Below are 15273 nucleotides of genomic sequence, written 5' to 3'. Positions count from 1 at the left end.
TTGCTGCAAGCGGCCGCATCTCAGCCGTAATCGGGCCTGCTGCCCGTTGAAATCGCGGGCCGGGGTCAAAGCCCCTGCCGCCGAAGCAGCCCGCTTCTGCTCGCGATCAGTCGGAGCAGGTAAAACAAGATCAGTGCGGCAAGCGCACCGGCGGAATCGATCCCTACGTCTGTGACCGAGGGAGTCCGGCCCGGAGCGAACATTTGGTGAATCTCGTCCGTCGCTCCATACAGCGTCGCCCCGATCCAGGCGGTCACCGCCGCGACTTTCCGCTCGCCGATTGCAGTGTAGAGCAGTACGGCCAAAACACCGAATAACGTGACATGGGCAGCCTTGCGGACGCCAAAATCGATCTTATGAATCGTGGCGGGCTTCGCTTGAATCTCGGAGCGAATGACGGAGCTGGTGCTTGTGCTGGTTGCCGCCGGTGATGAAGTTATACAGAAGATCATAACACACCATAGTATCACTGCGATCCAGCAGATCCAACGCTTTTGCAATACCCTCACCTCGATTTCATTGTATCGCAAGCGTAAAACCTTGTAAAATCGTGCAAAAAGAGGGCTTTGTAATCCCTTCCGCTTCACTTTTAGGCGGCTGGCCCTGCTTCATTTCGTGAACATTTAGTGGTATGATGATGGCAACAACACATCGGCAGGTGGTTTATTGAAAAAGATCGTTTGGTTCTCCTTGCTTTTCCCGCTTCCATTTGCCTTCGTCTACTATATCAACTCGAATAGCGGGATCGAGTGCGCCGTTTATTATGCGCTATTTGCCGCGCTTCTGCTGGTCGCCCTGTTGATCCGCAAGCGGAAACCGCCCAGCGACCGCGATTACGACGATTACATGATCTAAGCCGGCTTACCCGAGCAAGCATAAGAGCCCGATCCGTCTGCCGGACCGGGCTCTTGCCGTCTTATTTCTTTTTGCTCTCCGCGTAAGCGTCGTTCATTTCTTTAATGTATTCGTTGCCGCCGTTTTTCTTCCACAGCTCCATCTCGGCTTGGAAGCCGGCTTCGTCGATCTTGCCGACGATGAATTTCACGCGGGCATCCTCCACTTGCTGATCCAATTGCGCGCCTTTTTGCGTGTAGGTCTGGGAAATTAACGGCTCGCCCGGATTCGGCAGAGCGATCTTCTCGTTGGCGGCTTTCACTTCGTTGGCTTTGGCGCGAAGCGGCGTTCCCGCTTTGAACGCGGTATCCAGCACGTTCGGTACGCCGATCAGCAGCTGGTTAAAGCTCTTGATGTTAATGTCCGGCGCTTGCGGGGAGTCGGAGCTCAAAATCGTCACCAGCTTGCCGTCCTCCACTTTGTAGTGCGTGCCTTCGATGCCGTACGTAATCAGAATTTGCATGTCTTTGTCGTCGATCTTATCGAAGAAGTTCAGCACCTTGCGCAGATCCGCTTCGGTTTTTACCGCCGATTTGGAAATCAGGAATATACCGCCGTAGCCCGTCGTTGCCGGGGTAACCGGAGCGCCCTTAGGCCCGTTGATCGCGGCGATCACGTCCATTTCCCCTTTAACGTTGCCCGCCTTCATCTTCTCGTCGATCTGATACGAACGGTCGACCACGTCCACCGCTACGCCGGCCTGTCCGTTAATAATCGGATCGTTCCACTTGGCGGAGTCGTAGACGGCGAAATCCTGGTTAATGAGCTTTTCGTCATACAGCTTTTTGAAATATTTCAGCGAATCCATATATTCCGGAGTCAAGTGAGCCGGAACCAGCTTGCCGTCCTTGTCGATGCCCCATTTGTTCGGCGCGCCGAACCAGGTGGACATAATATCCCACGGCCCCGAGTATTTGGTTACGACCATGCCGTACGTATCGTCCTTGCCGTTCTTGTCCGGGTCCTTCTCCTTGAACGCCTTGAGCATGTTGTAGAAATCGTCGGTCGTCTTCGGCTCGCTCATGCCGACGGCCTGCAGCCAGTCTTTGCGGTAAGAAATGGCGAACCGGCCGAGCGGCCTTGCGGTATACAAGCCGTATGTCTTGCCGTTAACCGACGTATTGTTCAGAATCGTCTCGTTCATCTGCCGCAGGTTCGGATAATCCTTCAAGTAAGGGCCGATTTCCCAGAAGGCGCCGCCTTTAATGGCATTAACGATCGAAGGCAGCTTCGCGTTCGCGGTAAAAATAACGGACGGCATCGAGCCGGAGGCCAGCGTAATGTTCAGCTTGTCGCCATATGCGGCATCGGGGGTAAACAGCACCTCCAGCTTCGTATTCGTATATTCTTCGACCTGCTTCCAAATCTTGCTCTCCGACGTGATCGCATCGTTCTGGAAGCTTTTCATCATCACGGAAAATTTGTAGGGCTCTTCTTTTTGCGCCCCGCCGCCGCTCCCCGTTCCCGCCGCCTCAGGCTTGCTACCCGACGAGCTGCAGCCTGCAAATGCCGTTGCCAGCATAGCGATACCTATTGCGGCCGCGGCCGCTCTTTTTTTCTTCATCTTCATCATGTTTCTATTCCTCCCTTTTCTCATCGGAATACGAATTAACTTACTATGATATTCGCAAGCTCCCGGCGCCCTCCGCCCGGCTTCGGCAGCCGTACGGAAGAAGGCAGGCTCATGCGGCAATCAGCTTCTTGCGGGAGCCTCTGCTCATCCTTTGACGGCCCCGATCATAACGCCTTTGGCAAAATGCTTTTGAAGGAACGGATAGACCAGCAAAATCGGCAGCGTGCCTACGACGATAACCGCCATTTTGATCGACTGATCCGGAGGCTTGACATACTGCGGGTCCATCGTGGACATGTCGAGCGAGCCGGAAGCGAGCAAAATAATTTGCCGCAGCAGCACCTGCATCGGCCACATCTTCGTATCGCTGAGATAGAGCAGCGCGTTGAAGAAATCGTTCCAATGACCGACCGCATAGAACAGGGCGAACGTTGCGATTACCGGCTTGGACAGCGGCAGCACGATGCGCCAGAGCACGCCCAGATCGGTGCAGCCGTCGATTCTCGACGCCTCCATCAGCTCGTTCGGAATTTCCTGAAAAAACGATTTGATGACAATCAGATTGAAGGCGCTGATCGCGGTAGGAATCATGACGGACAAATAGGAATTCAGCAGCCCCATGCTTTTGACGACAAGAAAGGTCGGAATAATGCCGCCGCTGAACAGCATCGAGAAGACGACCAGGTTCATCACCATATTGCGGCCGATCATATTGCGGCGCGATAACGCATACGCCATCGTAAACGTGAAGAACAGATTTACGATCGTTCCGGCAACGGTGACAAAGACCGAAACGAGCAGACTGCGCGGCAGGGCGTTATCCTTGAACACGTATTCGTAAGCGTTTAAGGTCACCGTCTTCGGGATAATGAAGAAGGCCCGGTTGCTCAGCTCGATCTCCGTAGCGAAGGAGCCTGCGACGATATACATGATGGGCAAAATCATACTGAGCGCGACAAGCGCAAGGAAAATATAATTAGCGGCGTCAAATATTTTGCCGCCTATCGTGGTATGCCTCAAATCGGCCGCCTCCTTTTTCGCGATAACCCGAATTAAAATATGCCCGAATGCCCGGCGCGCTTGGCCAAATAGTTGGAGCCGAGCACTAAGACGATGCCGATCACCGACTTGAACAAGCCTACGGCGGTGCTGTAGCTGAACGCCCCCTGCGTAATCCCGATCGTATACACGTACGTGTCGAATACCTCGGCCACGCTGCGGTTCAGCGCGTTGCTCATCAATAGTACCTGCTCGAAGCCGCGGTCGAGGAAATTGCCCATCCGGAGGATAAGCAGCACGATAATCGTGCCGCGGATCGCCGGCAGCGTAATATGCCATAGCTGGCGCAGCCGGTTCGCCCCGTCCACAATCGCCGCTTCATATTGCTCCTGATCGACGCCGGCCAGGGCGGCAAGGAAAATAATCGTCCCCCAGCCCATCTCTTTCCATAAGCTCTGGGTAATAATTAACGGCCTGAACCAATCCTCGCTCGTCAGAAACTCAATCTTGCGGCCGATCGCCTCACCCAGCATCTGGTTGATGATCCCTCCCTCTGTCGTCAGCATCAGGTACGTAATACTGGCGACAATGACCATGGAGATGAAATGCGGAATGTAAATCAACGTCTGGATAAATCGTTTGTAGAAGGCGATGCGAACCTCGTTGAGCAGCAAAGCCAAAATAATGGGAGCAGGGAAGAAAAAGATCATATCGTACAATCCGAGCAGCAGCGTATTTTTCATTAAGCGGAAAAAGATCGGATCTCCGAAAAACTGCTTGAAATTATCCATGCCGACCCATTCGCTTTGAAAAAAACCGAGAAAAGGCTGATAGTTTTTGAAGGCCAGCAGTACGCCCCACATCGGAATGTACTTAAAAATAATGAAGTAGGCCAAACCGGGAAGCAGCAAGAGCAGCAAGTATTTATCCTGAATGATTCGCTTCATGAGCGTGCCCGGCTTACGGGCTCTCACTGATGTCGCCTGTGCCGGGAGCTGCTCGGTTTGTGATGTTTTGACCATGGTCTCACTCCTCGCAATCGATCTTCTGGTATGTTGAAAACGCTTCCTGTATTCAACATATACGGCGCCCTATTTTCCGGCAACAACACTTTTTTGGAAGCGCTTTTTTGCGGTTTGTACTTTTTTTTCCGCGTTTATACTTTTTTGAATCGCTTATATAGCGCGGGTTTAGACGGCTTGGGCCGCCTGATTCGAGCCGTTTGCCTCCAACACAAAAAACGGCTGCCCGCCGCTTGCGGACAACCGTGTTATGAAAAGCGTATAGCTTGTTCTACTGCCCCCGGCTAATTTCCCGGTAATGGCTCGGCGTATAGCCGACATGCTTTTTGAAAATCCGATTGAAGTAGCTGTGTTGGTAGCCGACGCTGACGGCGACGTCATTAATTTTCAGCTCGGTATCCCTAAGCAGCTCCTTTGCTTTTTCCATGCGCAGCTCGGTCAAATAATCGATAAAATTTTTGCCGGTAATGAGCTTGAACGCTTTGCTCAGCGCGACGGCGTTCATTCCGGTAAAATCGGCGCACGTATCGAGGGAAACCTCTTTCATATAATGGTTTTGCAAATAGATCATGGCCGACTCGACAACCTTCTTGAGATGAGCGTCCGAACGCGCTTCAAGCTCCTTCATGAACGGTTCTACAATTCGTTCGTTGAACCATTTCAGCATTTTTGCCGGCTCGCGGATTTGCGTCAGCTGCTCGTACAAATTCGCGGATTTGAATACGCGGCTCGGGTCCATGCCTAATTGGCGGATGGCGTGAAGAATGCTGCCAAGCAGCTGCAGCATGCCCTGCTGAACGTCGATTTCCTTGGCTCCCCGCTCCAGCAGCGCGTCAAGGAACGAGGCGATTCGCTGCTCTGTCTCCTGGCGCTGGCCTGTGCGGATCATTTGAATGACCTCGCGCTCCAGAAGGAACGGATACTGCGGCTCGCTCGCCCCCTCTTCCGTCTCCAGCGACTCCAGATCGATAATCTGGTTCTCATTCTCGAAATTGCGGTAGCTCAGCGCCTGCTTCGCATCCTCGTAATGCGACGGAATTTGCTCGACATCGCCCGATGCCTTGCCGATCGCGATCGAAACCTGCAGCTTCAGAATGCGGTTGACCGCCTGAATAATTTCATCGCTTAATGCGCGCAGCTTCTCCTTGTAAGGCTCGCCGGAAGGCAGGATGATCATAAGACCGATCGATAAATCGTGAAAATTGATGACGTCCGCCTGCTCCAGCCGCGCCAGCGTCAGCTCCTCGATCATATTGGCCGCGGCGAAAGTAACGAGCCCTTCGTCTCCCTGCGAGAATCGGCCCTCCAAGTTCGTAAATCCGGTCAAATGAATGTGCATCATCACAAATTGCCGCTCGTCCACTTCCCATCCGTAGCTGCGCATCCTCTCCAGCAGGTCTTCCTCCTTGTACGCATACAGAAAACCTTGGACCAGCTGCAGCAGAAAGCCTTCGCGCACATGAGTCAGCTGCTGCTCCAGCTTGGTTTGCAGCGAATCGCTCTCCCGCGACAGCTGCAGCCATTCCTTCTCGATCAGCTTGAACTCGTCGTTATGCTCGGCGAGTCCGGGCGTGATCGAACGGGCCGAGGCAAGCGTCTTAATGAGCCGTCCGACAGGGGAATAAATTTTGCGCGAAGCGAACCAGGAGAGCGCGCAGGCGAGCAGCAGAGCGGCTAAGCTCACCGTCAAAATCAGCTTGGAGATGAAATCGACAGGCTTCGTAATTACATCGATCGGCGATGCCGATACGTAGGTCCACTGCGTCCCGACGCGCTGAAGAACGCCGTAAGACACGGTGTACGTACTGTCGTGAAAATCGTACAGGAACGAGCCCGACTCCTGCCCTCTCCGGTCCACCTCCGCCTTTAGCGTCTCGTCGAAAACGGACGATTTGGGACCTTTGGCGCTGGAAACCAGCACGTCGCCTCCGCTTTGCATGATGAAGGTTTCCCCTACGTTGTACGGAGTCAGCGTCTTGATCAGATTGGCCGCCTTCTCATCATTCACGCGGACGATCAAGGCTCCGAACGGATGAATATCCACGCCGGGGATTTTATGGACCAGCGCCAAATCCTGTTTGCCGGAAACCGCGGAATCGTTCTCCAGGCGGGTCCAGAAGGCCAAATTGTTTTGCGAAAAAATCCGATTGTAGCTGTCGATGGTTTGCCGGTCGACCGGCAGATCGTATTCCGGATAAAAGCGAATCGGCTGAGGGCTGTTCAAATACAGCTCAACCTGTCTGGCTAACGGAGTGGAGCCCTGCATAACGCCCAATGTTTTGGTAATGTCACGGGCAATTTCAAAATCGCGGTAAAAGTCGGTCGTGTACAAATTGCTGTTGAACTTCGTATCGAAAGCCCAATGGGCGATCGACGTTTCCATATAGGAGAACTGATCGTCAATGTTGGCCGCTCTTTGCACAATCTGGTTCGTATGCAATTGGAGCAGCGCATTCTCCAGCCAGCTTCCTCCCATCCAATAAACGAGTGCGCCGACAATAATGCCCGGAATGCTGGAGATGATCAATATTAAAACGAGGCTGTATCGAAAAAAACGTCCTTTGAAAATAAGGCATCACCACCATAACGGGAATGCCATTACTTTCGACACGATCCCCCCGATTTCCTACCTGATAGCGCGGGTGCTTACCGAAAAAGGAGCGAGGACGTTCATCCGCTTCGCTGCGATGCTCCGGTCTCCTGCCCGGGAGAGTTCGAGTCGATGGTTGAACTCCCCCATTCACGCCGTCAAGTCAAGATGATCCGGGTACGCCGCCGCTCCCCGTCACATGCCGGACGGCGGCATGCCCGGCGACGGCTTCTGATGGGCCGCCTCCTTCTTCATGATGCTGGACAACGGTGCAGGCGGAGAGAAGACGACCGATTCGTTGCTCTTCACATCCAGCACGCCTTGGTTATAGGAAGCGCCGACCAGATGCGCCCCATCCGGGGAAACGATGCTGACCGAGCGGCCCGTCGTCGCCGTTCCGTTGAAGCCCTGATTCTCTCCGGGAGTAAATACGGCGAGCAGACGGTCGCTCGGCAGCTCTTCTTCCGTCAACCCGTAATTGCTTCTGAAGTCGTCGATCCCCAGCTGATAGCAGCAAGGCTGCTTCTTGATCCATACCGCTTTCGTGCCGTGCGGCTCGATCACACTGCTCGTGCTGAACGCGTCTTTGGCGATCGTCCATTTGTTGGCCTTCGCTTTATCGAACGGAGCGGCCGGATCGTAGTAATAATACAGCTTGTAGCCTTCCAGATCGATCGGCTCATCGCCCGGATTGTAGACTTCCACATAATTGTAGTTGCCGCTGCTGGCCGAATTCGCAACGAGCTCCGTCAGCAGCAGCTTTGTCCTATGCTGCCGTTTTACTGTAGTCTCTCCTGCCGTCCGGTCGGGGTCATGCAAGGTCAACCGTACGGTAACCGGATAATGATCGCTGGGATATTGTTCAGAAGTATGGTACGTCACCGTTTCGCCGCGGGAGACGTCCGCCTGCCCCCTGTATAAAATCCAATCGATACGCTTGCCGCTGCCTCCCGCGGTCGGGTCCGTGTAATTATGGAACGTGCCGATATCCCCGTTCACCTTCTCCGCGGCGTCCGCAAACGCGTCCTTCAAGCCCTCCGGCCCGGTCAGGACCCGGTAAACTCCTCCGCCGCTATTCGAATTGAAGTCCCCGGTTAAGATCACCGGAATATTCGGAGCGAACGATTGCATGGCGTCCAGAATCAGCTGCGCGCTCTCCAGCCGGGCCGTCTCCAATTCATGGTCCAAGTGAGTATCTACCATATAAAATGTGTTCAGGCTCTCCGTGTCCTGAAAGCGGACCCAACTAACCATACGGGGAATCCGGTTGCCCCAGGTTGCGGAGCTGATGACGTCGGGAGTAGCGGACAGCCAGAAGTGGTCCTGCTCCAGCGGCTTCAATCGCTCCTGGTTGTAAAAGATCGCCATATACTCCCCCAAATCTCCGCCTTCGCGGCCGACGCCGATCCGGCCGTAACCGGGCAAATCTTCCTGCAGATCGGCCAGCTGCGCCGCGATTCCTTCCTGCGTACCGATCAGATCGGGCTTCTCGCTTGCCAACATCTGCTTAATGACCGGCCGCCGCTGTTCCCACGGATGATCGTCCTTGGCTGCCGCGGTCCGCAGGTTAAAGGTCATAATAGTTAACGGCATTGACCATCCCTCCTCCCCTGCTCTGACTTGGCTCGAATCGGACGCGGCGAACCCCCAGGCGAGCAAAAGTATGACAATGGCTGATAACGACAAACGGTTCCTATTGAGACGATCCATGCGGCTTCATCCCTCTCCTTTCATTGGATTTAGCCCCATGATATCCCATAAGAACCGCTTGTGAAATTGACCTTTTTTTAGAATATTGCCTCTATTTACGAAAATATGCTTCTTCTGAAGGCAGCAGTCTCTCCGGCCACTTTTTCACCGCCTTTTAATTAAGAGCGTTCGCCTTGCACGACGACGGCCGCTTGCCGCGGCACGGCTGCCTGCTTAGGCTGCCGTACGGCATTGCCGATGCGCCACTGCATAACGAGCATCAGAACGATGACGATCGACAGACCGCCGAAGGCCGGGATGAAGCTTCCGGCCTTGTCATGCGCCCATCCGACGAAGATCGGTCCGAACGCGCCGATAATATAGCCTCCCGATTGATTCATCGCCGACCATGCGCTTGCCGCCTCGGCATTGCCGGTCTCTTCAATCGGCAGCATCAGCGCCATCGGGAACAGACCGCCGGCCCCGATGCCGAGCAATACCGCCACAAGCCACGGGCTGGCATGAAGCATGAACAGAAACATGCCGACCAGCTCGAGCAGCGCGCAGCCCATCAGCCAATAGCGTCTTTTCGGAAAACGCGCAATCAGTATAGGCAGCACAAAGCTCACCGGAACCTGAATGAACGTGAACAAGGTCAGTATGCCGCCCGCGACCGTCTTGCTGTACCCCATGCTTTCCACTGCGGGAGCGAGCCACGCCGTCAACGAATAGAACATCATCGCCATCGACCCGAAGAATAGTGTAAGCAGCCATGCTCTCTTGTTTCCCCACGGAAGCTTCGCCGCCGCGGAGCCTTGCGAAGCGGTACCGCCTGCCGGACGCGCCGCGCGCTTCGCCAGATGTATCCATACCGGCAGCGCAAGCAGAGCAAACACGGCCCAACTGGCGAGCGAGCTCTGCCACGAGCTGCCGTACCAATGCTGCAGCGGCACCGATAATCCCGCGCTCAGCGCGGCGCCGACGACCATTGCCGACGAATAGATGCCTACCATCGAGGAGGCTCGCTCCGCGAAATGCCGCTTGATAAATCCCGATAATAACGGACCCGCCACCGCGATGCCGATTCCGGCAAGAAACGACGTGACGACCATCAACAATGACGAAGCCGCAAAATAGCGGATGATCGTCCCTAATCCGATGACCAGCAGAGCGAGCGTAATCGTCCTCTCCATCCCCCACCTGTGACTGATCTTGACCGCCATGGGCGAAAATAGTCCCATACAAAGAACCGGAATGGAAGTCAGCAGGCTTGCAACGGAGCCGCTCATGTCGAGTTCCCCGCGCACGGTCTCCAGCAAAGGAGAAATAGAAGAAATGGCGGGGCGCAAGTTCAGCGCCGCCAAAAATAGCGCTAATAATAAGTAACCGAACTTAAACTGCATATAGCAAAATTCCCCCTAACTTGTATTAAATGAAGCTTCGGCATCGGTCGATTATAGTAGTGTAAAGGGAATCAAACAATTGATCAATACAATTATTTCTATTATTATCATTGGTATATCCTATGATCTAAGGAGGTTCCTGATTTGGAGCTGCGTCAACTGGAATATTTCATTGCGGTCAGCGAAGAGCTTCATTTTACCCGCGCCGCCGAGAAGCTGGGCATCTCGCAACCCACCCTAAGCCAGCAGATCCGGGCGCTGGAGGACGAGCTGGATATCCCGCTGTTCGACCGGATCGGCAAAAAAATCGCGATCACCGAAGCCGGCTCCATCCTGCTGGAGCAAAGCCTGCAAATCGTCCGCAATCTGCAAAATGTTAAAGACTCCATTGCCGAGCTGCATAATTATAAGAAAGGATCGTTTGTTGTAGGGGCGCTTCCGTCCGATCTGGATTACCGCATATCCAATCTTCTTATAGACTATCATAAGGAGTTCCCCAAGATCTGGCTTAAGATCGTATCCTCTGTCGAGATCGCGGCCCAAGTGCTGGAGAACGAAGTCGATATCGGCATCGGCATCATGCCCTTCCCGGACGACCGTCTCGTCCGGATTCCGCTATGCCGCGAGGAATATGTGCTGGTCGTCTCGGAACGGCATGCCTGGGCCGGACGAGATTCCATCGGAATTGAAGAACTGCGCGGTCTGGATACCGTCATGTTTCCTTCCGGCTTGATCGGCCGCGAGCTTGTGGACGATTGCTGCCGTAAATACGGCTTTACGATGAACACCATTATGGAGACGACCTCCATCACTTCGGTCATCCATTTGGTCAAAGCCAACATCGGCGCTACCGTTCAGCCGCTGCCGCTGATCCGCTCGCTGAACGATCCCGCGCTGCGAACGATCCGCATTGCCGATGACCCTCCGACACGCAACATCGGGATCATCTACCGTACGGACCGGTTTTTGGGCCACGCGGCCAAAGCGTTCATGCAGAAAGCGGCCGAACATTTCACCGCCCGTTGAGCTTCTCTTTCGCTATATTTGCTTTGTGTACGCTACTTATATTATGCTTTTCATATAGTCGGCTTTAGTTAAGCCAGGCACTCTTGGGCCAGGAAGGAGAAACACTCATGAACACATTGCAAATCGAACAATTCCGTAAATTCAAAAATGAAATTACCCGCTTCATGATGGCATATAAATTCGCCTTGGACGCCTTCGAAACCAAGATTGAAATTCTGAAGGAGGAATTCCAATTCCTTCACGATTACAATCCGATCGAGCATACCAAATCCCGGCTGAAATCGCCTGAGAGCATACTGAACAAGCTGCATAAAAAAGGCCACGAAATTTCGCTGCCCAGCATCCGCGAACATATTAAAGATATTGCCGGGATACGCATTACGTGCTCGTTCATTTCAGATATTTATCGGATCAGCGAAATGCTGCAAAATCAAAGCGACCTGACGATTCTCGAAGTAAAGGACTACATACAGCATCCCAAACCGAACGGATACCGCAGTCTTCATCTGCTCGCCGCCATTCCCGTATTTATGTCCGACCGGCAGGAGAATGTATGCGTCGAAGTTCAAATACGGACGATCGCCATGGATTTCTGGGCCAGCCTGGAGCATAAAATCTATTATAAATACGATAAAGCCGTCCCGCCAAGACTGCTGCAGGAATTGAAGGAAGCGTCGGATTCGGCGTCCGCGCTGGACCGAAAGATGGAGCGGCTGCACAATGAGATCGCCGAAGTGAAGGAAGCCCAGCCGCTGGAGCTGGCCGAGACGATGAAACGAATCAGCATCAACAACCAGCATTATCAGATCCCGGAGGCGCTTCTCAGGCTGATCGGCGACGATCCCGAGAACGGCTAATTGCCCGGGGAATCGAGAGGCCTACAAGCCCAAGCTGCGGCACACCAAAGAGCCCGGTATCCGTCAGGACGCCGGGCTCTTTGCCGCGCACAAGCGCTTTTTGTCGCACACATTTCCCATTCATTATTTCCCCGCAATGACGCTCCATTTCCCGGGTAAGCGCAAAAATCGCTAAGATGAACGAGCAGTAGACATTTCTTCAACCATTGTGTCGTGTGCCGTCGATATCCCGGGCAAGCGGACGTTCGATACGCTGCCCGATCATCGCAATGATGTCCCGGTTGCTCCTGACATTATAGCGTTTGTTCGCAAACGGCTCGGTCATCGACAAAATCCCGTTCCAATGCTCGCGGTCAAATTTGCGGTTCCACTTGTACATTTGGAGCAGTCCCTTGAACGTCTGCTTGTAGTTGCCGCTTTCCATGCCAAGTCTCGTCTTCACGAATCGGCTCGTTACCCTGTAATTACGAAGCAGCCGGTTAGGATTGATCATAAAAATGTAATCGGCATGACGGAACGTTTCCTCGGCCCATTTATAATGAACGCCCTCGATAATCCAGTCGTCCTGCGCTACGAGGGCCTGCAGAATGGCGTCCCGTTCTTCCGTAGTATGTCTGCGGTTAGGAACGGTTCGATCCCATACGACGTTGTCCAGCTCATGATACGGCAATCCGTACATAAGCGAGAGCCGCTTGGCGGCATACGTCTTCCCGCTGCCGCAGCAGCCGATAATGCGAATTTTCATAGCCCCCGCTCCTTTCTTTGGCGTAAACCGGAGATTGCTGCCGCAAAAAAACATTATAGAGGAGCGGCGTTCCGAAAGCGGTGAATACCGAAGCGATCCAGCGAAGATTGCAGAATGGCCGTCCTCAGAGGATGCAGATTCGGCATCAACCTCAACTCCACCCCTTTGCCGACAAGCCGGTCCAGCAATCCGTCGATGCGCTCCACTTCTACGGGAAATGTCGTCTCGCGGGAAATATAGTAGCCGGCTGTTTTATCGAACAATTCAAAGCCCGCCTCGTCGAAGGAGTAGCGGTACAGCGTCGTCTCCTTCATCGCCCGGTACCAGCGGCTCTCTATCGCTACGATGCAATCCGCCGTCGTAAGCCCGAAAAACAATCTTCTATCTTCCTCGCTCAAGCAAGACGACGGTCGAATGACGATCCTCGGGCAATCCCGCGGAAAATAATACGTAAACTCATTCTCCTCGTCGATTGCCCACACAACGGCCGGAAAATCACCGCGATTCTGTTTCTCGCGAGGGATGAACCGGGTAATATTCGGCTCTTCGCTGAAATGGTACAGCATTTGTTCACCTCTTATACTCTTATAATGGTATCCAATATTTTGAATTAGAGGTAACATTTTATCATGAAATCAGACAGAACGCTAGAAGTGTAGTGATTTCGTCGTGTCCTGCGGTCGATAGTGGTTTCCACTCGCTCTTGTAGCCGGATTTTTTTATTTCGAACCGCTTAAGCGGGGAACATCCGTCTACAAGGGCGACCGCTGACGCTGTTCCAACTATCTATCGGCTCTTCGGCCACTTTTTCACCACGCTTCCAGAGCCATTCTTGTCGGAAAGCAGCGTCCTTTATCCATCCTCAATCAAGCTTCGGCTTCTCCATCTTGTTCCCGATCCCGGAAATAGTTAATGACATTAATGATCAGAGCTTCGTTCATCATGGCTAGGGTATGATCCGTATAAAATGCGTAATGCGGCGTACACACGACATTAGGCAGAGGTCACGAGGGCTTACCTTCGTCGTCGCAACCCGGCCGCTAACCCATAACAGCAGCTGTATCACGATAAGCACGAAAGAAAGCTGCTCATACCGGAATCCGCCGAATGAATCCGCAACCCTCGCTGCAATGACAAAACCATATATCCACAGCCAACCAAGGGCATAAACGATCCTGTTCACGGTCCCCTCCCATTTTCTTCAGTTCCGATTACGCAGTTCCTTTGCTAGCATGCCTCTTCCTTAACAAACCCAAAAAACGTCATTTTGCCGTCTTCGCTCCTGGCTATTATGTAAGGCTCAATTTGATCGGAAAATCTGCGGGCAAATCGCCCTTCGCCGATCGGGTAAATTTCAATATGAAGATTGCCGGAAAATCTCGTGAAATATAACTTTCCGTTAATCAGCTCGATTTGAATTTTATCTCTCAAATAAGTTCCGCAGTACTCTCTGAGTTCGCTTTCGTCCATGGGAAGCTCTTCGTATCGGGCCGGAGCCTTTACGTCAACATCATGCAAAATATCCGAAATGGCATTGCCTAGCCGGTATTGATTGATCGATTCATTATTTGAAAGAATAATAATACAAATATCTTCGTCAAAATAATTTTGCATGTAGGCGCTTATCCCTAAATGATCTCCCCCATGGGAATACCTGTCCGTGCCGTAAATATGATGATGCTCCAGACCATAGCAGTAACGGTTTTGGTTCTCTTGGAAAAATCGGGTATACGTCATGGGCGACAGCATGAGGCGATCCCGCAAACAGCGGTACCATTTGTACAAATCGGCGCAGTTGGAAACGACGGCCCCGGCGCCGACGCTAAATTTTTCGTTATGATACGGACTTTTGACGGTCGTACCAAAATCTCGGGAATAATTGGACGACCGGTTTCGAATAGGCTTGCAGCCGTCATCGACGTCGCTATTTACCATGCCGAGCGGCAGGAATATATGGTTGCGAATATAATCTTCGTACCTTTCCCCTGAAACATGCTCAATGATCCATGCAAGCACGTTATAGTTCGCGTTATTGTAATCGTATGCCGTTCCGGGCGGATTGGCCGGCTTTCTATCGATATAGCGCCGGAAGAACTCGCTCCGCGAATAATCCAATCGGTTGTAACCGGCGAAAAAATCATCTTCAAACCGATAAAAATTAGTTAGTCCGGAAGTATGCGACAGTAAATAATGGACAGTGATCGACTCATCCAGCTTCATATCGGCAGGCAGGTATAACTGCGCAGATGCATCGATGTCCAGCATGTTCCTATCGTGCAGGAGCATAATGGCGAAAGCCGTGAACTGTTTGGATATGGAGGCGATGGAGAAGCGCGAATGGATATCGTTTTGTATTCCAAATTCGATGCTCGCATAGCCGTATGCGTTTTCAAAAAGCACTTCGCCTTTCCGAATAACTTGAACAACGCCGTAAACATCCCATAATTCCATAAGAAACGGCGCGGACATATCGAA

The 15273-nt window shown here is 52.8% G+C and carries 13 protein-coding genes; 3 read left to right on the top strand and 10 right to left on the bottom strand.

The window, feature by feature from the left end; genetic code table 11:
• Positions 1–65 precede the first annotated feature (65 nt).
• Entirely contained in the window at positions 66–500 is a 435-nt protein-coding gene (locus N0M98_RS24685; RefSeq protein ID WP_259619473.1) for a VanZ family protein, read from the bottom strand.
• A 166-nt stretch (positions 501–666) separates the two neighbouring features.
• Here N0M98_RS24685 and N0M98_RS24680 point away from each other — a divergent pair, with 166 nt between their 5' ends.
• Complete coding sequence (locus tag N0M98_RS24680; RefSeq protein ID WP_249863097.1) at positions 667–855, top strand: hypothetical protein; 189 nt, start codon at positions 667–669, stop codon at positions 853–855.
• A gap of 61 nt (positions 856–916) precedes the next feature.
• On the opposite strand, the gene N0M98_RS24675 is transcribed toward N0M98_RS24680, so the two are convergent.
• The 6 genes from N0M98_RS24675 to N0M98_RS24650 form a co-directional block, all read right to left on the bottom strand.
• Positions 917–2467, bottom strand: coding sequence for an extracellular solute-binding protein (locus N0M98_RS24675; protein WP_249863096.1), 1551 nt, complete (start codon positions 2465–2467; stop codon positions 917–919).
• Between the two features lie 144 nt (positions 2468–2611).
• Positions 2612–3487 (bottom strand): carbohydrate ABC transporter permease, encoded by an 876-nt coding sequence (locus N0M98_RS24670; RefSeq protein ID WP_249863095.1) that lies wholly within the window; start codon positions 3485–3487, stop codon positions 2612–2614.
• Positions 3488–3519: 32 nt separating this feature from the next.
• Positions 3520–4413 carry an ABC transporter permease gene (locus N0M98_RS24665; RefSeq protein ID WP_249866532.1) on the bottom strand — a complete coding sequence of 298 codons (894 nt, stop codon included), beginning with the start codon at positions 4411–4413 and terminating at the stop codon, positions 3520–3522.
• 346 nt (positions 4414–4759) lie between these two features.
• Positions 4760–7015: a helix-turn-helix domain-containing protein gene (locus N0M98_RS24660; RefSeq protein ID WP_249863094.1), complete on the bottom strand. Its 2256-nt coding sequence runs from the start codon at positions 7013–7015 to the stop codon at positions 4760–4762.
• Positions 7016–7273: 258 nt separating this feature from the next.
• Positions 7274–8671, bottom strand: a complete 1398-nt coding sequence (locus N0M98_RS24655) for an endonuclease/exonuclease/phosphatase family protein (RefSeq protein ID WP_249863093.1) — start codon at positions 8669–8671, stop codon at positions 7274–7276.
• Between the two features lie 275 nt (positions 8672–8946).
• Positions 8947–10170: an MFS transporter gene (locus N0M98_RS24650; protein ID WP_249863092.1), complete on the bottom strand. Its 1224-nt coding sequence runs from the start codon at positions 10168–10170 to the stop codon at positions 8947–8949.
• A gap of 144 nt (positions 10171–10314) precedes the next feature.
• On the opposite strand from N0M98_RS24650, the gene N0M98_RS24645 reads away from it, so the two are divergent.
• A complete protein-coding gene (locus N0M98_RS24645) occupies positions 10315–11196 on the top strand; it encodes a LysR family transcriptional regulator (protein ID WP_249863091.1) in 882 nt (293 codons plus the stop codon).
• 107 nt (positions 11197–11303) lie between these two features.
• The gene (locus tag N0M98_RS24640; protein ID WP_249863090.1) at positions 11304–12053 is read left to right on the top strand and encodes a GTP pyrophosphokinase; all 750 of its coding nucleotides are present in this window, start codon (positions 11304–11306) and stop codon (positions 12051–12053) included.
• A gap of 199 nt (positions 12054–12252) precedes the next feature.
• Here N0M98_RS24640 and N0M98_RS24635 read toward each other — a convergent pair whose 3' ends face one another.
• The 3 genes from N0M98_RS24635 to N0M98_RS24625 all read right to left on the bottom strand — a co-directional run bounded on the left by N0M98_RS24635 (position 12253) and on the right by N0M98_RS24625 (position 15267).
• Positions 12253–12798, bottom strand: a complete 546-nt coding sequence (locus N0M98_RS24635) for a P-loop NTPase family protein (RefSeq protein ID WP_249863089.1) — start codon at positions 12796–12798, stop codon at positions 12253–12255.
• A gap of 53 nt (positions 12799–12851) precedes the next feature.
• Entirely contained in the window at positions 12852–13364 is a 513-nt protein-coding gene (locus N0M98_RS24630; protein WP_249863088.1) for a DUF6886 family protein, read from the bottom strand.
• A 661-nt stretch (positions 13365–14025) separates the two neighbouring features.
• Positions 14026–15267 (bottom strand): serine hydrolase domain-containing protein, encoded by a 1242-nt coding sequence (locus N0M98_RS24625; protein ID WP_259619472.1) that lies wholly within the window; start codon positions 15265–15267, stop codon positions 14026–14028.
• Between the last annotated feature and the right edge of the window lie 6 nt (positions 15268–15273).

The sequence above is a fragment of the Paenibacillus doosanensis genome (genome assembly GCF_025060755.1).
GTDB lineage: Bacteria > Bacillota > Bacilli > Paenibacillales > NBRC-103111 > Paenibacillus_S > Paenibacillus_S doosanensis.
Note: the sequence above shows the minus strand (reverse complement) of the source record. Positions and strands in the feature narration are given on the sequence as shown.

What these genes read in the sequence shown, in the direction of transcription:
- N0M98_RS24640 (WP_249863090.1), top strand. Translation starts at nt 11,304, where the DNA reads ATGAACACATTGCAAATCGAACAATTCCGTAAATTCAAAAATGAAATT.
- N0M98_RS24650 (WP_249863092.1), bottom strand. Translation starts at nt 10,170, where the DNA reads ATGCAGTTTAAGTTCGGTTACTTATTATTAGCGCTATTTTTGGCGGCG.
- N0M98_RS24655 (WP_249863093.1), bottom strand. Translation starts at nt 8,671, where the DNA reads ATGCCGTTAACTATTATGACCTTTAACCTGCGGACCGCGGCAGCCAAG.
- N0M98_RS24630 (WP_249863088.1), bottom strand. Translation starts at nt 13,364, where the DNA reads ATGCTGTACCATTTCAGCGAAGAGCCGAATATTACCCGGTTCATCCCT.
- N0M98_RS24635 (WP_249863089.1), bottom strand. Translation starts at nt 12,798, where the DNA reads ATGAAAATTCGCATTATCGGCTGCTGCGGCAGCGGGAAGACGTATGCC.
- N0M98_RS24665 (WP_249866532.1), bottom strand. Translation starts at nt 4,413, where the DNA reads ATGAAGCGAATCATTCAGGATAAATACTTGCTGCTCTTGCTGCTTCCC.
- N0M98_RS24675 (WP_249863096.1), bottom strand. Translation starts at nt 2,467, where the DNA reads ATGATGAAGATGAAGAAAAAAAGAGCGGCCGCGGCCGCAATAGGTATC.
- N0M98_RS24625 (WP_259619472.1), bottom strand. Translation starts at nt 15,267, where the DNA reads ATGTCCGCGCCGTTTCTTATGGAATTATGGGATGTTTACGGCGTTGTT.